The sequence below is a fragment of the Pseudomonas sp. BT76 TE3572 genome (genome assembly GCF_050435365.1).
Taxonomy (GTDB): Bacteria; Pseudomonadota; Gammaproteobacteria; order Pseudomonadales; family Pseudomonadaceae; genus Aquipseudomonas; species Aquipseudomonas fluorescens_W.
On the sequence record NZ_JBNDKE010000001.1, the window covers coordinates 5,965,916 to 5,986,172 of the forward strand.

18 protein-coding genes and 2 pseudogenes are annotated in these 20,257 nt (G+C 53.6%); 7 read left to right on the top strand and 13 right to left on the bottom strand.

From position 1 onward, the window contains the following. Nucleotides 1-32 precede the first annotated feature (32 nt). A complete protein-coding gene (locus ABH912_RS27235; RefSeq protein ID WP_033060920.1) occupies nucleotides 33-335 on the bottom strand; it encodes an ArsR/SmtB family transcription factor in 303 nt (100 codons plus the stop codon). 171 nt (nucleotides 336-506) lie between these two features. On the opposite strand from ABH912_RS27235, the gene ABH912_RS27240 reads away from it, so the two are divergent. Next, nucleotides 507-1,085 (top strand): ACP phosphodiesterase, encoded by a 579-nt coding sequence (locus ABH912_RS27240; protein ID WP_033060919.1) that lies wholly within the window; start codon nucleotides 507-509, stop codon nucleotides 1,083-1,085. A 108-nt stretch (nucleotides 1,086-1,193) separates the two neighbouring features. Here ABH912_RS27240 and ABH912_RS27245 read toward each other — a convergent pair whose 3' ends face one another. Further along, nucleotides 1,194-1,985, bottom strand: a complete 792-nt coding sequence (locus tag ABH912_RS27245) for a lysophospholipid acyltransferase family protein (protein ID WP_429512101.1) — start codon at nucleotides 1,983-1,985, stop codon at nucleotides 1,194-1,196. After that, nucleotides 1,985-2,740 (bottom strand): L-ornithine N(alpha)-acyltransferase, encoded by a 756-nt coding sequence (gene olsB / locus ABH912_RS27250; RefSeq protein ID WP_008152922.1) that lies wholly within the window; start codon nucleotides 2,738-2,740, stop codon nucleotides 1,985-1,987. The genes ABH912_RS27245 and olsB overlap by 1 nt, the downstream gene beginning before the upstream one ends. A 154-nt stretch (nucleotides 2,741-2,894) precedes the next feature. Here olsB and ABH912_RS27255 point away from each other — a divergent pair, with 154 nt between their 5' ends. Next, the gene (locus tag ABH912_RS27255) at nucleotides 2,895-3,773 is read left to right on the top strand and encodes an acyl-CoA dehydrogenase (protein ID WP_429512104.1); all 879 of its coding nucleotides are present in this window, start codon (nucleotides 2,895-2,897) and stop codon (nucleotides 3,771-3,773) included. Between the two features lie 181 nt (nucleotides 3,774-3,954). Beyond that, nucleotides 3,955-4,440: pseudogene (locus ABH912_RS27260) on the top strand (serine hydrolase); the annotation flags it as partial. 273 nt (nucleotides 4,441-4,713) lie between these two features. Here ABH912_RS27260 and ABH912_RS27265 read toward each other — a convergent pair. The 4 genes from ABH912_RS27265 to ABH912_RS27280 are packed head-to-tail and all read right to left on the bottom strand — an operon-like array spanning nucleotide 4,714 to nucleotide 10,129. Continuing rightward, nucleotides 4,714-6,714, bottom strand: a complete 2,001-nt coding sequence (locus ABH912_RS27265) for a hypothetical protein (RefSeq protein ID WP_156363956.1) — start codon at nucleotides 6,712-6,714, stop codon at nucleotides 4,714-4,716. Further along, the gene (locus ABH912_RS27270; RefSeq protein ID WP_033060914.1) at nucleotides 6,711-7,658 is read right to left on the bottom strand and encodes a TniB family NTP-binding protein; all 948 of its coding nucleotides are present in this window, start codon (nucleotides 7,656-7,658) and stop codon (nucleotides 6,711-6,713) included. The genes ABH912_RS27265 and ABH912_RS27270 overlap by 4 nt, the downstream gene beginning before the upstream one ends. Next, complete coding sequence (locus ABH912_RS27275; RefSeq protein ID WP_033060912.1) at nucleotides 7,642-9,501, bottom strand: DDE-type integrase/transposase/recombinase; 1,860 nt, start codon at nucleotides 9,499-9,501, stop codon at nucleotides 7,642-7,644. The genes ABH912_RS27270 and ABH912_RS27275 overlap by 17 nt, the downstream gene beginning before the upstream one ends. Next, nucleotides 9,482-10,129: a TnsA endonuclease N-terminal domain-containing protein gene (locus ABH912_RS27280; RefSeq protein ID WP_050482867.1), complete on the bottom strand. Its 648-nt coding sequence runs from the start codon at nucleotides 10,127-10,129 to the stop codon at nucleotides 9,482-9,484. Before ABH912_RS27280 ends, ABH912_RS27275 begins: the two co-directional genes overlap by 20 nt. Nucleotides 10,130-11,421: 1,292 nt before the next feature. Here ABH912_RS27280 and ABH912_RS27285 point away from each other — a divergent pair. Continuing rightward, complete coding sequence (locus ABH912_RS27285; protein WP_033060908.1) at nucleotides 11,422-12,285, top strand: hypothetical protein; 864 nt, start codon at nucleotides 11,422-11,424, stop codon at nucleotides 12,283-12,285. A 451-nt stretch (nucleotides 12,286-12,736) separates the two neighbouring features. On the opposite strand, the gene ABH912_RS27290 is transcribed toward ABH912_RS27285, so the two are convergent. Then, nucleotides 12,737-13,681 (bottom strand): DNA-binding protein, encoded by a 945-nt coding sequence (locus tag ABH912_RS27290; protein ID WP_033060906.1) that lies wholly within the window; start codon nucleotides 13,679-13,681, stop codon nucleotides 12,737-12,739. Nucleotides 13,682-13,815: 134 nt separating this feature from the next. On the opposite strand from ABH912_RS27290, the gene ABH912_RS27295 reads away from it, so the two are divergent. The 3 genes from ABH912_RS27295 (at nucleotide 13,816) to parS (ending at nucleotide 15,961) form a co-directional block, all read left to right on the top strand. Then, nucleotides 13,816-14,742, top strand: coding sequence for a site-specific integrase (locus ABH912_RS27295; protein WP_033060904.1), 927 nt, complete (start codon nucleotides 13,816-13,818; stop codon nucleotides 14,740-14,742). A gap of 336 nt (nucleotides 14,743-15,078) precedes the next feature. Then, on the top strand, nucleotides 15,079-15,297 hold the full coding sequence (locus ABH912_RS27300) for a BPSL0761 family protein (protein ID WP_033060903.1): 219 nt from the start codon (nucleotides 15,079-15,081) through the stop codon (nucleotides 15,295-15,297). 187 nt (nucleotides 15,298-15,484) lie between these two features. After that, nucleotides 15,485-15,961 (top strand): type II RES/Xre toxin-antitoxin system antitoxin, encoded by a 477-nt coding sequence (gene parS / locus ABH912_RS27305; protein ID WP_033060982.1) that lies wholly within the window; start codon nucleotides 15,485-15,487, stop codon nucleotides 15,959-15,961. A 168-nt stretch (nucleotides 15,962-16,129) separates the two neighbouring features. Here the strand turns inward: parS and ABH912_RS27310 are convergent, their stop codons facing one another. From ABH912_RS27310 to ABH912_RS27330, 5 genes and pseudogenes are all read right to left on the bottom strand, one after another. Next, nucleotides 16,130-16,366 (bottom strand): hypothetical protein, encoded by a 237-nt coding sequence (locus ABH912_RS27310; RefSeq protein WP_156363955.1) that lies wholly within the window; start codon nucleotides 16,364-16,366, stop codon nucleotides 16,130-16,132. Nucleotides 16,367-16,471: 105 nt separating this feature from the next. Next, a complete protein-coding gene (locus ABH912_RS27315) occupies nucleotides 16,472-16,753 on the bottom strand; it encodes a DNA-binding protein (protein ID WP_033060899.1) in 282 nt (93 codons plus the stop codon). A 517-nt stretch (nucleotides 16,754-17,270) separates the two neighbouring features. Next, nucleotides 17,271-17,490, bottom strand: a pseudogene (locus ABH912_RS27320) (IS30 family transposase); the annotation flags it as partial. A gap of 11 nt (nucleotides 17,491-17,501) precedes the next feature. Continuing rightward, a complete protein-coding gene (locus ABH912_RS27325) occupies nucleotides 17,502-18,962 on the bottom strand; it encodes an NAD(P)-dependent oxidoreductase (protein WP_033060897.1) in 1,461 nt (486 codons plus the stop codon). Nucleotides 18,963-19,286: 324 nt separating this feature from the next. After that, on the bottom strand, nucleotides 19,287-19,643 hold the full coding sequence (locus ABH912_RS27330; RefSeq protein ID WP_050482866.1) for a hypothetical protein: 357 nt from the start codon (nucleotides 19,641-19,643) through the stop codon (nucleotides 19,287-19,289). Nucleotides 19,644-20,257: the final 614 nt, after the last annotated feature.

The window sequence follows — 20,257 nt, forward strand, 5'->3', positions numbered from 1 at the left end:
TTGATTCCTTGTCGGCTTGCTGACGTTAAGGGTCAGAGCTCTTTGCTGAAGGTGCTGAGGAACTCCTGAATGGTTTCCTCATTGCGTTTGAAAAAGTGCCACTGGCCGACTTTGCGGCTGCTGATCAGGCCGGCGCGTTGCAGGGTTGCCAGGTGTGCAGACACCGTGGACTGCGACAAACCGCAACGTTGATCGATCTGCCCGGCGCAGACGCCGTGCTCGTTGCTGTGGGACTGGTCGGGGAATTCGACGGTTGGGTCTTTGAGCCAGTGCAGGATTTCTCGCCGTACTGGGTGTGCCAGGGCTTTTATTATTTCGTCGAGATTAATGGTCATGGTGTTGGGCTCGTGATGAGTAAAACGCTATATCGCGATGAGGCGAACTTTAAATCGGTACTTCGCGATATACCAATATGATTTTGGTCTGATGACCGAGTAATTCGGTATATCGAGTTATAACGATATGTTGGGTGTAACGACATAAAGGAGCAGTGCTAAGCTGCGCGCATGAATTATCTCGCACATCTGCACCTCGGTGGGCAGCGCCCCGGTCAATTGCTCGGCAGTCTGTATGGCGATTTCGTCAAAGGGCGGCTGCAAGGGCAGTTCGATCCGGAGATCGAAGCGGCCATCCAGCTGCATCGAAGCATCGATGTCTTTACCGACCGCCATCCGTTGGTGGACGTCTCGTTGTCACGGTTTTCCATGACCCGCCGACGTTACGCCGGGATCGTGCTCGACGTGTTTTTTGACCATTGCCTGGCCCGGGACTGGACGCTGTACTCGGATCAGCCGCTGGAGCAGTTCACTTCAGGTGTGTACCGGGTGCTGTCCGCCGAGGCGCAATTGCCGGAACGTCTGGCGCAGATCGCGCCGCACATGGTGGCCAATGACTGGTTGGGTTCTTATCGGGAATTTGCGGTGCTTGAGCAGGTGCTGCGAGGGATTTCACGGAGATTGACGCAGCCTGAGGAGCTGGCCGCAGCGATGCAGGAATTGCGGGTGTTGTATGAACCGTTGAGCGATGACTTTCGGTTGTTCTATCCGCAGCTTCAGGACTTCGCCCAAAACTACCCAACAACATAGACCCCCTGTAGGAGTGAGCCTGCTCGCGATAGCGGTTTATCATCCAACACCTATATCGATAGATATACCGCTATCGCGAGCAGGCTCACTCCTACAGGGGATATGTGTTCAGGCAGCGATTGCGGGGCGCATAGGCTCCCGCTGTTTCTCTGGAATAGCCCCAAACAATGCCTTCTGCACCGCCTGCTGCGCTTCAAACGCCAATGCCGCACGCTCCCGACCTTCACACGCGATCGGCTTGAGCAAATGAATCTCCACTTCACCCCGATCATGGGCAAACAAGCGCATCAAGTGCGAGAGCAAATCGTCATCGCCAATGAACGGTGCCAGCGAATCGAGCTCTCCGTCGCGCAGATAACGAATCGCCACCGGTTGCAGCTTCACTTCAGAATCAATCGCCGCTGACAGCAGGCGACCATGAAACGTGCGCAACGAACGGCCATCAGTGGTGGTGCCTTCCGGGAACATCAGCAGCGGATGTTCCTGCTCCAGATGACGGGTCATCTGTTTGCGAATCAACTGGCTGTCGCCCGACCCACGGCGAATGAACAAACTGCCGGCCTTGGCCGCCAACCAGCCCGCCACCGGCCAGGTACGCACTTCGGCCTTGGACAGGAACGACAGCGGCGTGAGCATGCCCAGCAGTGGAATGTCGGTCCAGGACACGTGGTTGCTGACCCAGAGCATCGGCGCCTTCGGCAATTCACCGTGAACCGTCACGCGAAAGGGCAGAGCATTGCTCAAGCGCGCCATGAAAAAACGCGACCAGCGCTGGCGACGGACCATCGAATGAGCAATCCCCAAACGCTCGAACAGCCCGAACAGACTGGCCATGCTCAAACCCAACGTCACCACCACCAACACTCGCGCAATTCGCGCGTACACCCGTAACCGACTCATCACACGGCCGCCTTGAAGTGCTTGGCATAACGCGGGCAGAGTTCGTCGCGCTTGAGCAGGATGAAAACGTCGGCGACCTGGAAGTCTTCGTCCCAGCACGGCTCACCGCAGATCTTCGCGCCAAGACGCATGTAGGCCTTGAGCAGCGGTGGCATTTCGGCGATGACGTTGGAGGGGATGTCGAGACTCGGCAGCGGTTTTTTCGGTTCGGCCCGCAGGTGTTCAGTGCACAGATAACGTTCGCGCAGGCGCTGCATGATCGCGTGGGCCTGGATGCCACCGTCCTGCATTGGAATGCTCGCGCAACCCATCAAATAGCTGTAGCCGCCCTGGTTCAGCACTTCGGCCAGTTCGCCCCAGAGTACGGCGATGGTGCCGCCGTTGCGGTAAGCCGGGTCGACGCAAGTGCGGCCGATTTCCAGGATCGGGCCTTTGAGATGGACCAGGCCATGCAGGCTGAATTCTTCTTCGCTGTAGAACTTGCCCAGGCTGCTGGCGGCCGTGTGGTCGAGCAAACGGGTGGTCGCCACCAGACGCCCGGTGTTCAAGTCACGCACGCCGATGTGGGCGCAGTGAACATCATAGTCATCCATGTCCAGACCCAGCTCCGCGCCTTTCAGTTTGGCGTTGAATTCGCCGCTGAACACGTTGAAGCGCAGGGCCTGGGCTTCCTGCAAGGCCTCGGCGCCCACCAGGCGTTCGGCTTGCAGGCGGCGTTCATTGCCGGTGTCGCTGATGCGGGCGATCTGAGTCATTGCGAATCTCCGTACGGGCTGTTCACCCGTCGTGGGTTGCAGCCGATCGACTTTCTTTATGCAGCCGTGTTGTGCAAAGTCAGGCTATGTAGCCCCGGTGTCATCGCCATGAAGCTTTGGTGATGCTTATATGACAGCCCACGAGGAGCCTCTTATGCCCTGGCAAAACCTGCTGCGCCGCCGCGATCGTCTGCCCGCCAACCCGGACCTGGGCGAGGGGTTCGCAACCTTGTTGCACCAGTTGGGCAACGTCACGCCGTTCGAACTGGCGGTGGCCGGCGGGCGTTTGATGTCGACGCCGGGGCTGGCGTTTCTGGTGGGCTATCAGGCGGCGTTGCGCATGCTCTGGCCGAGCGCGCCGCTGAGCCTCGGCGCCTTGTGCGCGACCGAACAGCGCAGCCTGCGGGTGACGGACATGCAGACCCGTCTGCACGGTTTGCGTCTGAGCGGGCGCAAGGATTTTGTCACCGCAGGCGATGCCGCCGATTGGCTGCTGATTGCTGCTCGCAGTGAAGCCCCGGACGAAAAACCGCGCCTGAGTCTGGCGGTGGTCTATCCCGATGAACCGGGCGTGCGTCTGGAGAAACTGCCGGCGATCCCGTTGATGCCAGACATCAGCCATGGCCGGCTGTTTCTCGATAGCGCTCAGTGCGAACTGTTGGCGGGGGATGGCTGGGAGGCTTACATCAAACCGTTCCGCACCCTTGAAGACATTTACGTTCTGAGCGCGATGACCGCCTGGCTGTACGGCATCGGTCAGGACAACGACTGGCCGCAAGCCTTGCAACTGCGGTTGCTGGCGCTGCTGGCCGGGTGTGCGGAAGTCAGCCGGCAGGCGCCGAATAATCCGTCCGGACATGTGTTGCTCGCTGGCTTGTTTGCGCAGTTCGATGGGCTGAAGGCTGAGGTGGCTCAGGCACTGGCCGATGGCCCGCAGCATTGGGCGGCGATGTGGCAGCGCGATCAGGGCGTGATGGATTTGGCGGCGGCTGCGCGGGGGAAGCGATTGGCCAAGGCACTTGCGTTGAATTGATGGGCCTCTTCGCGGGCAAGCCTCGCTCCTACAGGTTCAGTGTCGAACCGAACATCCGCGAACGACGCTGAACCTGTAGGAGCGAGGCTTGCCCGCGAAGACGGCCTCACTGGCGACACACATTCCAAACTGTCATTTATCTCGGCTAGGCTCAGCCAGTTCATCCCTCCGAGCCCCCACCATGTCCAAAGGCTTGTCCTTGGTTTTTATGCTCCTGCTCAGCCTCTCGGCCCACGCCGAATACTGGCCTGCCGAGCAATGGTCGACCGGCCCGACAATCACCGGGCCGGCGCTTCAAGCGCTGGAGACTTACGCCTTCCCACCCCGCGATGAAGCCACCCGAAAAGGCCTCCGCACCGATGCCTTGCTGGTGATCCGCGACGGTCAACTGATCTACGAACGCTACGCCGGCCCGACCACCGCCGGCACCCCACACCTGACCTGGTCCATCAGCAAAAGCCTGATGGCCACGGTCCTTGGCGTGGCCTATGGCGAAGGCCTGTTCAAGCTCCAGGACCCGGTGCAGAAATTTTATCCACCGCTGGAAAAACACCCGACGATGACCATGGCCGACCTGCTGCATTGGGCCTCCGGTCTGGATTGGCAGGAAGACTATGAGTACGCGCCGTTGAAATCCTCGGTGGTCGCGATGCTCTACACCCATGGGTTTTCATTAGGATTTGGATCGAGGATAAAGGGAATCAATGCCTTAGTGGGCAATTTCCTTCTATTTTTGGATTTTTTTTTCTCTTAAAACTGAATTTTTCCGAAATATTGCACTATTGAGTGGATTGAGTGGATTGAGTGGATTGAGTGGATTGAGTGGATTGACGCTTAGGTGTAATGCGACGAATAAAGGCGATCACATTTAGGCGACAGTGATGAAGCTTCCGGGTGGATCGAGAGGGTATAAAGAAGGAAGACTAAAAATATTTTTCGGCTAATCAGGTTTTTCATTCTGTGGATTGGTATCGTATTTTTTTGAGATGTGCAATGTTATTATGTTTTTGGCTTCTAAACGAGGAATGGTAATTCTTCCTACAATGAAGTTGGAGTCTCCAGGTGTTAGAGGTTGTATTCCCCCTGACTCTATTAGCCGCACGATTTTCATGAGGGGATAATTGTATTCTTTAACTAGCCAGGATGGACATGTATAGGTCTTAAGGTGGTGAGCAATTTTGGTCACGTCCTCAAGATTTATTAAAAACGTTTTTTTAAGTGCCAGTGGCTTAATAAAACCTGTAGAAAGGAAATGAGAGTGGAGCATATGACCGTTGCTGTGGCAGGATAATGCAGCTTCTTGTACTGTTAGGTATCCTTTGCGCCACACCTTCGCCTGCGTGACACTTTCGCCTGTGCAGTAGTCGCGCCCTTTTTCCTCAGTTTGATTGGGGACGAAAACTGTTTGAAGTATACCAATTTTAATTAGTTGGCTGATATCTTTTAGGTCTAGCTTGAGTTGCTCTGCGGCCTGTGAAAATGTTAATAGTGACTTTCCGTCTGTTATTGTTCTTGTTGGGAAGTTATTTTTGGTATTCAAAGCTGTTGTTAATTCGCTCGGGAGTTGGGTTCGTCTGTAGATTGGAATGTTTCGCGCGTAGGGAAAGCCATGGATAATGAGGGGGGTGGTTTTTTTTAGGATTTCTCTGAGTTTCGCGTCACTCAATCCAGTCTGCTTTGCGATTTCAGATCGAAGGATATATTTGTCGTTAAACGCTTTGATCGATAGTAGTGAAGTTCTTGGGCCTCCTGGGTAGTGAAGTTTGAAACCTTTTATTATGCCAGCGTTAATTAAATGTTTAATATTTGCTGCGGTGGTTCGTAGTATTTTTGCAGCTTGCGGACAATTAATTAGTTTGAAATCAGCTTCTGGGGTTGCTGTTCTATTCCTCGGTTCCCAATCACCGTAGCTTTCTTCTGTTAGTGTCATGCATAAGTCGGGACACTGGAATAAGAGTTTTTTGTTTGCGGTTGGTTTGAGTAAAAAGCCTGCTCTTATGCAGAGTTTTTCAGCCTTGAGTTGAGTGACTTGATTAAATGTTTTAAATATGAATATCAGCTCTGGGTTTGTAAATTGTAGTTCGCCGCAGCAGCAGTCTCGTTGATGATTAGTAGGCTTTGTTTGGTGTGTGTTGAAGAAATACTCAATCGCGTAACTGCTTAGAGTTTGGTTGGCACTTAGAATGAATGGTGCAAGCAAGGCACGTCGATGGAGGCTGGGAAAAAAGCGCTGGAGTTTCTGCATTTCGCGAAAATAAGTTGATTTGTTTCCACTTGCAATATTTACGCACACCTCCATTAATTGCAATTGACTGGAAGGGGTGTGAAAATGACGAATCGCAGACATTGAGGATAGCAGTAGTGTAAAAAACGTTTCATCTTTATCCAGTATAGCGTTTTTTATTAATCTACTCGCGGTTGTGTCGCAAGCCACTGATGGGGCTTTTCGAAGATCAAAGCCACAGGGGCAGTGAAAGTCTCTCAATCGCAGCCAATCCAAGGCTTGATCGCAGTGCGGGCATGCATTAATGTACTGCTCGCCGTGCGACGGGCACACATTCGAAAAGCGTAAAGTGTGCATTGAATCTAGATATCCATTGCGTATGCATGCTGGACACAGATTGAGTTGAGTGCGCAGCATTGTGGCAGGGAATAACACACCGGAAATATCAACTAGGCTTCTGTTGGCGGGGCGTAACCTTCGATAAAAAGCCTCTTCAATCGATGCCCGCTCAGAAGGCGACAGCGAGTTGTCCCTCGTAAGCAATTTGTATGCATGTGACCCCTTCCACTGACTGCCGGTGATACTATTTAATCTCAGATTCCAGGCCAGGCTGAAGTTTTTTAAATCCTGATACCCGTTGGCGGTCGCGCAGCGAATCAAGAGAGAAAGGCTGCTTTCTTGTGGATAGCGGGTCGGAAAAAAGATGAGCTTATTCATTTTTTTCTCGTGTTCGTAGTAATTATTTTCTGTAGTTCGCCAGGCGTGCACCCAAATGGATCTTTCCAAGTTAATCGGGTGGCGAGTCTTACATGACTTACTGCCATTGAAAAATCGTTTACCTGCAAGGTTCCATCACTGCGTTGCAAGGCGTTGGTTAGAGATTCATGCAGGAGGATGCGCAGAGCACGCATGTTGCCACCGGTGGCCGCGTATAAGGCGAGTACCATTTTTTCCTCTGAGAGTGGTGGTGTCTCCTTAAACCCCATCGAAGTGTTGATCTCCACGGCAAAGGCGCGGATGAGCTTTAGGTAGAGACTGTAGCTTTCCGGTGTTGCGAGAGAGAAGGGGGACAATCTTGCGCGGTAAGGGAAGCGATCAGCGAGGGCTTGATGGAGGTCAATCGCGTGTTCAACCGCAGCTGGGCCAACGAGCATTACCTCGCCTTGAAAAATATCAGTCAGCACCTTTACCCAGTCAGCCGCAACTTGAAGAGTCCGATGGCTACCCCCTCTGAGTAAATGTTGCCATTCATCGAGCATAATAAAGTTGGTTTGGCATGTGCGTAGGATGTTAAAGAGTCGGTATTCTAATGCATCAACAGATTGGTATTTTGTGTAAGTCTCAAAACAGTTTAAAAGGCGGGTGACCAGTGTTTTGATAGTCGCGTTATTCGGGACGCGACAATATACGACTGGGTGAATTATATGTATGCCGTCAGCCATGCGTCTTTTTTTGGGTGGGCCAAATTCAGCTTCTATCTCATCGCAAATCCTCGTCTTTCCGGTGCCTGGGTCTCCAAGTAAAATCACACAACTTGGTTCGCCTCTAAGGCGGGTTGCCTCTATGGATCGATGAATAGTATCCAGCGCCTCGCAGTATTCAGGGTGGGCGACCGTGAATGTCTTAAATTGTATAAGCTTTTGCTCATTTGATTTGTTCATTGTGGTTGCCTCTCTTCATGTTATAGGTCTCAAATGTAGAGTCGTCGATTGCTGGATGTGGAAGCTTAGTACTGAGCGACGAGCTTTTCGATGTTGAATCATGTGAGGAGGAAGTCTTCTTGGTTTTGTTCTTGGTCTTCGCCTTGTAAGTTTCGATTTTTTGATGCAGCGCGTACAGCCTGATACAAGCTTCGGTATGGTCGAACGTCCGGCGTTCGGTGATGAAAGATCTGCGAACTTCATTGTGATTCGATAAGGACAAGCCCTTTTGATAATCCTCATTCGTACCGATCGCTGGGTGCCAGTCATCTGGAGTGTCAGGGTGGGCAACCCAAACCGTCCCCAAGTCGCAAGGGTTAAAGTAGACAATGGCTTTCTGTTTCGCTTTTAGTTTTAGACCGACTTCGGCAAGGCCTGAGCCCCACCAAATCAATTTGCCCTTGGCGACTCTTCCACGATCAACACTTAGGTACCAATGGCTCAAGCAAAGTTGTTTAAGTTCCGCCTCGGTAAATCGCTCAGGCGGGAGGGCGTCTAATCGAAGTGCTTCTCCCTTCTTTAGCGGACTTGTCTCTAACTCGTCTTGCCAAGTGTTGTGATAAATCTCGACCCAATCAGCAAAGGCACTCCGCAGATTCTCGAGAGTCAAGCAGGCCTTTTTCGCAGAAGGGTAATCACCTCGATCTTTGATTGAGCCTTTCGTCGTACCCGGTAAGTGGTGGCAAAAGCCGGTGTCAACAGTCCTGAAAAAACGCTCAATAAATGCTTTCGCGTTCGGGTCGCCAACTGGCACATAGTCGGTGGAGATACCCAGAATGCTGAACGAGTCGAGCGACCAGGTATTGAAGATCTCCTTACCGTGGTCGGAGTAAATCGTCGCCATTTTTCCATACCGCACAATGGCCCTTATCGTGGCGCTTAACATTTTCTCCGCACAGGGTGCGCCCATGGAGATGTCCCATCCCGCGAGCTCGCGGGAGGCGGGATTCAAATGAGCCGACAAAATAGGTCGGCCGACCACTTCGCCATCTTGGTTGATGAGCATCACGTCCATGTGCTTGCTATCAAATAGCGTGCATGCATAGGGGTCTTCATCGATGAAAAGGTGACCGCTGGATTGGGTTGCGCGTTGTGCCGCTTTCAACCCATAGCGCTCACGAACCACGCGGTATCTGTCCAGACTGTGAACCCGTCGGATAAAAGTAGCGTAAGACGGTGTCATCAGGTGAGGCGCGCCACAGTGGTGACGTTCTCGATTTTCTGCTGCGATATGGCCGACAAGCAGTTTGTGCGCGTGACGGAGTGTGGGGCGCTCCAGTGTCAGGTACACGGTATGGATGTAATGTCTGATTAAATCTTCGATAGACAACGGCAATTGTTTTCGACGTGGTGCAGGGCGGTGTTTTAGCAGCGAAAACGGGCTCTGATTGCTTGCCAGAAAACGATTTTTCCAATTCCACAGCGTACTGGGGCTTGGCGGCCGAGAATCACCGATTTTTTTTGCCACCTCGGCGATTAACTTTTTGGCCTCGACTTTGGTAAAACGTCCTTCCATCTGATGCAACCAGGCCTCGACGTAAGCCAGTCGATATCTAAATCGTTTTTGCTGATCGGGGGGCAGCGCTGCCAGCTGTGCAGCGGCGCTGAGATCGCTTGCGGCTTGCTGATGCATCCGCAACTTTCCTCGTTGTTCCATTCTGGCAAAAGACGCCACATCGATAAATCGCCGGTACTGGTGAACTAGCGAGCACAAGGAAATTTGGCCGTCATTGATCGAGACGATTTCATAGACTAGGTGGTCAAGGGAGTACTGGGCACCGACTTTAGGTTCGGTGATGTTCATGTCGCGCCTCCACAATCGAGGTGTCGAGTGTGAGGCGATGGCTGAGATCACATTCGAGCCTGCGCTCAAAGAGCGCCTTATAGATCGCACGTTCTCGAACCTCGGCAGCATGGTTGAATAGCTCTCTCATACTGATGGGGTAACGCAGCTCCGATAACAGTCGCAGACAGGCTCCGTATTCATCAGCACCGAGGTTGAAGGAGTGCAAGTACAGGAACTTCAAGTTGCCCAGTCGAGGTCCCGGTCGAATGCTCTGCAGGTCGGCATACGCCAGTGAGCTGCCCTCACGAGCGAAGTAGTGACGGGCCGCTTCCAGCTTTGATCGGGCACGCTCGGACGCTTGGCTGAAATCGATTTTGACCTCGGTGAAGTACACTTCTTCTGTCGTTTCGATCCGAAAATCTGGGGTGTATGGCTGCGGGCGGCCGGCGATGTCAACATCAAATGGTCCCGGCTGGGACTCGTAGCTGACGACCAACGTGTCGTACTCCAAATTAACGCAGTAGTCCGCTTCCAGAGCGCTATGGCAGGCGATCAATCGCTGATTTTTTCGGGATGGAAAGAAAATTAAGTGCTTGCCGTAGTAGGAGGTTTGCAACGGTTTAGGAGGTGGCTGGTTAGTACCCATGAGATAACCCTCATGCAGGGGAAGCTTCGTGATACCAACAGAGCTAACACCAGGAGCTGGTTTGATTAACTGTTTGTTATCAAAGAAATGACTTATGGAGGGCTGGAGGGCGTTTTTCCGGATAGAGAGGTCGGTCGAGTTCCTCGCTTGTCGCCGCTGCCCTCCCTACCTTTTTTCGTGAGTTGCCCTTTGCGCGGATACCATGAGTGGTCGTGGGCGCAGTGAGCGATGAGGCCCCGGCGTTACCCGAGCAACGACTGCTGATTGGATTGTGGCCGCGTTGTACCTGATGAATGAAACTCAGCAGGCTAATAGCTTCCAGTACCCCCAAAGGGGGATATTCTCGCGGTTCGTGCGCACGCTTATGCGGGGGCGACGTGCGGGTGATGTGGCTGTGCAGGACTATCAACACCGGGTGGCGCGTGCCGGCCGGAAGTGCGTCAGGGCTTAGTTGACGAGTGCTCTGGTCCCTATGCGTGCACGCGTCGACCACAACCTCAACACCGACGACCTGACGGGCGCATTGCCGGTTAGAGACTTTGAGGGGCACCAGATCGTGGTGCTCGATCATGGCCTGTACGTCCGCTAGTTTGATGGATAGCCGGTGGTTATCCAGCATATCCCGCAGTAGAAATGTGCCCTCGGTGACAGCATCTGGCCGATAGACGCGCCCCGCAACCATATAAAGATTTTGTGCGAGTGACCGGTGGATGGAGTTCATTTGGCTTTACCTCGATCAAGATGGGCCTGGACTGTGACGACGATGCCACTGCGAGATAGTTAAGCTCGCTGTCCAGTGACAGTTAAGTGGGAGTTGAGCGCAATGGGCATGGCGATCTTCAGCACCTCGCACGCATTGAAACCAGTGAGCGGCGACTGCGGAGAGTTGATGAATCGCCAAGCCATGGTACTGACTCCTCTTTATCGTCACCTTGGCGTGTGAGCTCGGTGACATCAGCCAAGGTGAATGGAGAAATCCTTCACCTTGGGTGAATCCCGCAAAAGGTTTACGAGCAACCTTTTGTCAACACCGTACGCCTGTGTGTGGGGTTTAGCTGGGCATAGTTACGAATTTTCAGAAGTATAAAAAGGGGCAGGGAAGGGGGCAGATACTGTCCAATTTTCTAGTTATATAGTTAATGCATCAAAAGGTTACGAGGTGTTCCTGTCTAACCGTGGAAAGTTTGTGCATTTAAAAAATTACTGATTCCAACCCCGCTGGTCTGACCACCAACCGTGCCGGCGTAGGCGACGTAAACTGGTCATCGTATGACGTGTTTGAGAAGCGAGTCATGGCCCACTCCGTTCACTTCAAATGGCAAAATCTGCGCATGGGCATGGCGGTCGAGGCCATCGTCATGCACTTGGGGGTGGCGGCAGAGGCGGATGCTGAGGCCAAGGCCGAGGTTGTGGCGCGCTGGACTGAAACAGCCACCGAAAATTTGCGGGGGAGTGAACGAACTCGGCGCTGGCTGAAGATGCTCCAAGGGAACGCCTATTCCAACAGCCGGTTACGGTTGATAGCCAAGCAAAGCACCGCTTTGAAAGACTTGATTGATCACCCGATATGGCAGGCGTTGGGCTACACCCGCATCACCCGAGAGAGAATCAGAGGGACGCTTCCGGCAACGGAGGTGCCGGCGTTCAAGGCCTATCAATTAACTGGGCTACCGTGCACCACCTCGGCGGCGCGAGTGGCGTGGTTGCTCCTTTGGTTGAGGGTAACGCCACCTCTGTATCCGCTATTGCAGAGCATGCTGGCTGAGGCCCTAAGGTGCGAATTGCCGCGCCTGTTGTTTGGACCTCCTTGGCAGAGCTGGGGCCATCAGTTGAGCGAATTGCTTCGGGAGCGGTTGCAGGGCCTGCTCGGTGGCAGGAGACTACGCTGGTACGACACCGAGCAAGCGTTGACAGGCATGACTCAGTATTGGTCGGTGTTGCGGACGTGGGGCATGGGTACGCCGTTGTTTCACGATGAAGCCGAATGGTGCCAGTTCTGTGAGGTGTGTGACCGATTGCGCAAAGAGCAATTGTCGGCGGTATTCAACCAGCTGGCGGTGTTTGATCGGCAGCAGGAAACAATTTTTGATTCTTATACTCTGCGCTGTCTGTACCAGAAAGTCCGTCGACAGCGCCAATCGGCGGCGAATCCTTAGCACCACCAGGTGAACGATGAGGGACTATGACTTCCAATATGCCTCCAGCGCGGTCAGCGGGATATTGCAGATAGAGCTTCTGCGCTAGCGATCACAAAATAGACGTAGGCGAAAAAGATGGTGGGTGATTCGAGGTCGATCCACAGCTTGCAGCACCCGCATCAGTCTTTTAAATACAAAACACCCGATGTCATGCACCGGGCGTTGGGGTGAAACAGGTGTAAACCTAATTCAGGACGAGACAAACCTCCAAATTGGCGAAACCCTATCGGCATTAACAAGTATCCGAATTATTAGGCCAGTTCACAGGCGCTCCAATTGGAAGTCCTTTCAGGCCGTCGCAACATCTAAACTTTCATCACTGCACAAGCCTCCTAAAGGTCGACTTCAAGTCGGCACCAGGTAAAATACCGAGACCGCTAAGTACCATCATGTGAATTGAGCAATAGGGCTAGGCAGTGGGCGTTAAGTCCCGTAGCAGCGTCTGCAGCGTTTCGATCTGACGCGCTTGTTCACGCAACTGCCGACGATCCTCTCGGTGCTGCAGCAAATACGGTCTAACGCGCCCACGTAATACGGCATGCTCGGTGATCAGCTGTTGTAGCTGCCCATTCACTATGTCTTTGGCGCGCTGACAATCTTCTAAGGCCTGGATTTGTTGACGCAATTTCGCCTGCTGCGCTCGGTATTCATTGAGCAGCCGTTCCTGCTCACGGTACACCGTGACTAACTCTTCCTGTTTGGCCAATTGCGCATTTTGCAAGGTGCGCAGTTCCTGGCGTAACTGCTGGACTTGCTCGTCATGTCGACGCAGTTCCTGTTCGCGCAGAGCCCGGTGCTCTTGTCGATAGTGTTCGAGTCCCTCCCGAGCGTTTTGATGTTTTTTCTCTAGCGACTCTACCCGGTGGGCCCGTTCTTCGAGTAGCTGTTGCTGACCGGCTACGAGCTGTCGCAACCGTTGGTGTTCACCCTCACTGTCTTGTAATTGCTCGCGTAATTGTCGTTCGCATTGTCGTTGCTCCACCCGTTCGTGGGTCAGCTGGGTGATAGTGGTCAGTGATTGTTCTAGACGTTCGCGCAGCTGCGCGCGTTCTTGCGCGTAACCGGCCTGCTGGCGACCGACGGCCTCCCGCTCTTCAGCCACTGACGTCTGCGCTTGTTGAATCAGGCGCTCGGCTAGACTGTTAACCAATGACAGGACTTCCTCATTCACCGGCGGCGACGTGGCGGCGCTGGCGCTATCGTTAAGTTCCTTGAGATAACGTTGGATAGTGCTTTTCGACCCGGTGTTGCCCAGTTCGACGCGGACCAGGTCAATGCTGGGATGTAGTCCACGCGCCAACAGGGCATCACGCGCGGCGTGTACCAAGGCTTTGTTGATGCCACCACGGGCCATGTCAGGAGCTCCTGTAGGATTCCCGGTAGTGATGAAGTATGGCGCATACCGCATGACTTGCCTGTACTCCAGGGGTGATGGGCACCGTTCACTGCAGGCCTGGAAACGGCTGAGGTAGGGAGGAGGACAGATGTATGACCACGGTCGCAGAGCGTTACCTGCAAGCGGCGCGCCGCGAAAGTACGACGCGGCGCTACCAGCAGGCATTGGCGCATTACGAGTCCGGCTGGGGCGGTTTTCTCCCAGCCTCCAGTGACAGCATCGTGCGCTACCTGGCTGAGCATGCTGAGCTGTCCATCAATACCTTGCGCAGTAATCTGGCAGCCTTGGCGCGCTGGCATTTGAACCATGGCTTTATCGACCCGACCAAAGCCCCGCAGGTGCGTGATGTATTGCGAGGCATTCAGGCCTTGCACCCGCGGCCGGTGCGCCAAGCCGAGCCCTTGCAACTGCGCGAGCTGGAGCAGTGTGTAACAGCCCTGCTGCTGGAGGAGAACTCGCCGAATCCGACGGTGCGTTTGCGTGCCTGTCGCGATCGGGCGTTGTTGTTGCTGGGCTTTTGGCGGGCTTTTCGCAGTGACGATCTGTGTCGCCTGCGGATTGAAACCAACCAGTTGGTGCCGGGCGAAGGGCTGAGCCTGTTTCTCTCCAGCAGCAAATCCGACCGTGAACATCAAGGCCGCACCGTCAGTGTGCCGGCGTTAAAACGGCTGTGTCCGGTCCAGGCCTATGAAGAGTGGCTGGCGCTCAGTCAACTGCAGGCGGGGCCGGTGTTTTGCAGTATCGACCGCTGGGGCCATCTCGCCCCGACCGCCTTGCACCCCTACAGCGTAGCGCGGGTGCTGCGTCGGGCGTTGACCCGCAGTGGGGTCGCGGGAGAGCGCTACAGCGGCCATTCGCTGAGGCGAGGTTTCGCTACCTGGGCCACGCGCAATCAATGGAGCCCTAAAGCCTTGATGGAATATGTTGGCTGGCGCGATGTGCACAGTGCGTTGCGCTATGTCGATGCTGGCGAGGCTTTTGGTCACTGGCGGAGCGAGAGCACGCCCGAGTCGAAATGACTGCGCGAGCGACGATTTCGTACCGCGCTACAGGCCATGTTATTACACCTGTACAGCGCCACCAGTGATCGAAAAAGCAGGCCAATCCTGAGGTTTGAGAAACCAAGATTCTCAAACCTCACGGCTTTTTTGGTACTCAGAGGCTCGATTGGCGGTACGCCGAGGCGGAGAGGGGGGTATCCACGAAAAGCCCGCGCCGATCCCGGCGATAGACTCAAGGTGGCGTCTTGGTTTGGGTGTAGGCTGTAGGCTGTAGGCGATTTACCAGGCAGAAAATTGCGTCGGACGCAAGCTTAGAGCGGCTGGACCGTGCACGATTCGTGCGAGGAGGACACCATGACCATGCCCAACGAGCGCACTCGCGCACTCATCCAGACGCGAGATTTTCTGGCCGAGCTTGCAGAAGATTCCGCGCTTTCAGCGTCCATGCGACGTCAGGCCCGCCAGCTGTTACGGCACTATCCCCATGCCAACGAGATCCTGCGGGCCGGGCAGCTCGAAGAGCGAAGGGTCGACCGACTGACCGAGCCTTTCCTGAGCGCGAGTATCGATTGACCGTAGTGGCCACTCATCCTCGGCCCAAAGCCATTGATCCTGAGCCATGGATACGTAGAGGGGAAAGGGCTCCCTCGCCTTATCGACCTAGGGCGTTATGGAGTTCCACTGGCGCTCAATGGCGCTTCCGGTTAGACAGGCGTTAGCTCATATTCCATTGGATGGGAATCATTGGGAGGGCGTGTTGATGAGCACTTCACCTGCGACACCACTTCTGCGGAGAAAGCAAGCGGTGTCCCGAGAGGAGGGCATCGCGGCCTTTTGGCGATTCAGTTCCGATCGAGCGTCGCTGACGGATGCGGAGCGGCTGCAGCAAATCAGGGTAGGGTATCCCGCTGACCTCATCCAGGTTCTTCGTTTGGCCTTCGACCTGCATGATCGCCAGCTGGAAACGCTCCTCAATGCCTCAATGTCGACGCTGGAAAGACGGCGGCGAGTACAAAAAAACCTGGATCCTGTCGCCTCCGAGCGGTTGGACCGAATTGCCACGCTCAGTCACGTGGCCGAGGCAATATTTGAGACACGAGTGTCCGCCGCGCATTGGATGTCGACACCGAATAAAGCGCTCGGAGGGACGGCACCGATCATGCTCTGCGAAACTGAGATAGGGGCCAAACAAGTTCGCCGTGTCCTTCAGGCCCTTGAGTGGGGCGGTTCAGCCTGATGAGGGTATGGCGAGGTGCACGCTGTTAGGGAAAGGAATCTTTCCACTAAACGCATAAAACAGCCGCAAAGACAGTAATTGTTTACTCAAGCCTAAAACTCTACGCACAGCATAAGCAACGCGCCAGGTATGAGATGCAGCTACCGAGCCTTCCGATCGCACCAGAATTTACCAGCATTCCCCCAGTGAAGACTGGTAGAGCACTGCGCTAAGCTGCTGCTCGACCTGCTGAGCATGCTGTTCCTCTTGGCGCAGTAGGGGGGCGTTTTGCTCGTTGCTTGCGTCGCGAAAATGCAGCAGAGATTCACGGGCATGGACGCTGGTCTCGTACAGGGTTTGCATCTGGCTCTGCTTTTTGGCCAGTTGCGTGTGTAGCTCCTGTACTTTGGCCGGCCGCGTCGCCATCAACTGCTGCTCGCTCGACAATTGCGCGCGATGCGACTCCTTTTGTATTTGTGCCTGTGAGAGTTTGTCACTTAATTCACTGACTTGAATCTTTCGCGGTTCCAGCTAGTTGCTCTGGCGCGACAGCGCTGTGCGCAACACGGGGTACTCTTGGTCAAATTGTTCGCGCTCACCAGTGCCTTTTCGGCCTCCTGGGCCAACTCGTCGACCAACTTGGTTCACCAACGCCAGCAGCTGGGCGCGGAGACGTTCTTGTGGGCTGAGCGACACACTGGGCGCTGTCTGCTGCAGCCCCTTGAAGTAGCGGGCAATGGTGGTCTTCGAACCGGTATTGCCGAGTTTGATGCGTACCGCATCGATACTCGGTTTGCGCCCGAGTTGGAGCAAATCAGTGCATGGCGTCGACTGTCGGTCTTACGGAGCCGCTTCGCAGAATTAGGCATAGAAGCCCCCCTAAAACCAGTGATAATGGCGTAGCGGCGTCCATAAAAAATCAGGACGTATTTATCTGGATTACAAGTCAAAAAACACCGTGCGCTACCACCTCCTTTGCTATTGCAGAACTGCCCATAAACGAGGTGCTTTGATTCGCAGCGTCCCGTGGTAAATAGGGCATTTGGGTGAGCAAGTCACATACTAAGGTTGACACTAGCCGAGAAGGGCTACTGGTAACCCCCTAGGACAGGTGCGATCTGGTCCGCCCGGACATTCACCTTTTCAATGCAGATGCAGGTCGATTGAACGGCAAGTCTGCTTCTCGAAATTGCTAATTCCGGGTCAGCATTGTCAAACAAAACCGGGGGGCTGTAGTCCAGCTGTTTGTCGGAAGCTGAGCCGCGATTCACCGAATAGTGGGGATAAAATTGATAGGGGTGGTTTGCAGGAGCTGAGTGCAATACGGCTTTTGAATTGAAGCAGGGGCTTCATATTGCAAACCCACCACCTGCGTAATTACTTCAATCGGGCATTCCCAGTCGAACCGTTTACATGGGCGGATGTTCAGTAAATCAGCAATTCATCCAGCTTCTCTTGGCTATGTGCCGACAAGACCGTGCCCTTGGACAGGAACTGGTGGATCGAACCGTTGATATTCTCGTTCGAGCCCGCAGCCAAGGGCTATGAGGTGGATGCAAGATCAGTTGCAGTTAGAGTCAAATCCAATCTCTCGTCTATATTCGGACCAATCGATGTTATTTTCCTCACACCAACGGATTAAAAGGGACTCTTCGTCTACCAGCGTTTTCCAGGAGGCAGGTAGACCCAGATTCGGCATTGCTATAAGGTCATTAATATCGTGTACAGCAGCGGTCAGGCGTAGGCATGCCGCTGGTAATCCGACGGCGGCCAAAAAGAGCTGCGTCATTACTGGATCCATCGCTCGATTCGGAGCGCCGTGCGTGTGTGCAGGATAAAAGATTACTGGATACCCCTTGCCAAGCAGCACCAACGTCCTCGTTCGAGAGCCGGACGGCGTACTCACTGTAATCGTGTAACGCAAGCCAACTTCCGGGTCCAGATGCGAGAGAACGGTACTGCCGGGACCTGCTAGTGCGATCGCAGCATTGTTATCAACGGCTGCTTGGTCAAGTATTGAAACGACGTCAGCAAATTCTATGGCTTTGGAAGATGCGCTTGCGAGATAGAGTATCGGACTCGGACTTCGCATGATGAAGGCCTCTAAGGCGGAGTAGCCGAAAGAGGAAGTGCCTGTTGCACCGAACACCAGGAACGCCCCATCTTCCACCGCCGAAATCGGATCACTGCACATCAAGTCAGCGTCTGTATCGACCAACGCGTTGTCATGAATTGTGATGCTGGCATCGGCTCGCTGCAACGCCTGAGCCAAGGCACGGCCAACTCTGCCATAGCCAATGATCATAACCTTCCGGTGACGCAGGAATTGATGATCTCGACGCAATAACCAATGGCATTCATCTACGAGCGCTTGGGCAACATATCCAGCCTCGTGGGTAGTTTTTAACCGAGATCCTGAAATTGTTACCGCGGGCCGACGTAACGTCCTAGGTGTTTTGGGTGCTGCATCAGTTTCAAGGTATTCATAGTTCCACCTGCCTCTCGTCGTGTGCTCAACAGCACCCAGGCAGCTATTCATGTGGATCGTTAATTCGGGATTGTCATGTAGCGCGGGAAATGCGTATCCACCGTCCTCTACAATCATCCACTGCTGCCCATTGGCGGAGGCTGAATCAGCGATATGCACGATTGCTGCAGCGACTGTTTCGGCCATTACTGCACTGAAGAGACTTGGGTGTTGAGGAGCTGGTGCGTAGGTAGGTCCCAACGCGCTAAATGCTTGACTCAGGGCGTGATGGCTCCGGTCTTCAATTCCCCGATACGGCACAAGTACGTTGACCAGTTCAGCGCCAGCACCCCGTAGGGCTCGAGCTACCATGAGAGCATCGCTTATGGCGTGGTTAATATACAATATCTTGAGGCCGGTTAGTGCTCCATGATGTTCAGCGGCAGCGTGTGCCAGCAGCGGCATCGCCACAATGTCAGAGTCATCATTGCCGATTACCCAGTTGTCTTCATCTAATGCAAAATCCGAAACTTTCTTTTGTGGCTCAACTTTCATCGATTGGTTTCTCAGTAGTCAGCGAGTTCTCAAACGTAAAATTCGACACGAGAACATTCACTTCGGTGGGGGCACCCGCTGATTGGGTTCCATGAATTTGGTCGGGTAGCCCAAGTGCGCCTCACTCTCAGGCTCTTACGCAACCGGGAGTGAATCTCTCGATTCATTCGGCTGCTCCAAAATATAAAGACCAAACAAGAATTGGGCTATTAATCCTATGAGTTCGTGCGGCAGCAGTTCGGCATTTCCACGCGTCTTCTGTTTCGGTAGACGAGTGAGAAAATATTGCTCAGCAGTCTGAAAGATGATATCAGCAGTCGTAGGCTACCCGGGAGACTCTGACTGAGTTACATTTTCCAGCCCAGGAATAGCGTTCAGGATCAATCCCTTGCCATCATCAACAGTCACGCTGGCAAGATTCCAACCTCCCTGATTAGCTGACTTAAAGTTCAGCGTTAATAAAATCACACAATCATTGAGAGTCATGGCAGGAATTGCACAGACCAGTGCGTGATCATCCACCCGGGTTTTGTGTAGTTCGCCAGTGTATACCGCAGTAGTTATGTGATCGGCCATCGATTCATAAGCCTCCAGGCTTCGATGCAGCCATTGTAAAGACTGGACATTAACCCAGTGCTCAGGAAGAGGAGGAACATTGTCATGAGAAGGACGTGTTTTCATTTTTTCACCTTAGGTACATAGACTATGTGTGGTGTTCAATAGTATTAAGTTCCATCACTGACGCTTTTTTTTCTGGCGAACTCGAGGGTGCCATGGAGCCATATGCCGAAATTAGAGCAATCCAGCTGGCAATAGTGTTTTCAATTCAGCAAAACCGACCATTATGGCGTGTTCGATCTCTTGAGGTTTCAATGAGCATTGCTTCAATTCGTCAGGAATAAGCAATGCACCTGCCCTCCATGCACCTGCTTCAGCGGTAGGTGATATTTGCCGGAAATTTTTTGTACATTATGTCCTCCGCTTCAGCACCTCCACGATGGGCACCGTTCAATCTGCGGTAGGAAGACGCACAAATTAACGTAACTCTCAATCATTTGAGCGCTGCTACGAAAGACATCAGTAACTCCTTTAACTTTCGCCTGAATTTTTAAACAGCATATCGTTACAGTCGACCCGACAGGCGAACCCTATATTGCTTGTCAGTATGGTTGACTGATCGGCCGTCTGTGTAACCTCCGCGTTCCCTTGGCTGCGGTTAAACTCTATTTATGTGACGACATCTAGTGGGCGTTCATTTGGTTTTCTGTGGGAGGGTTCGCCCTTTGATATGCAAT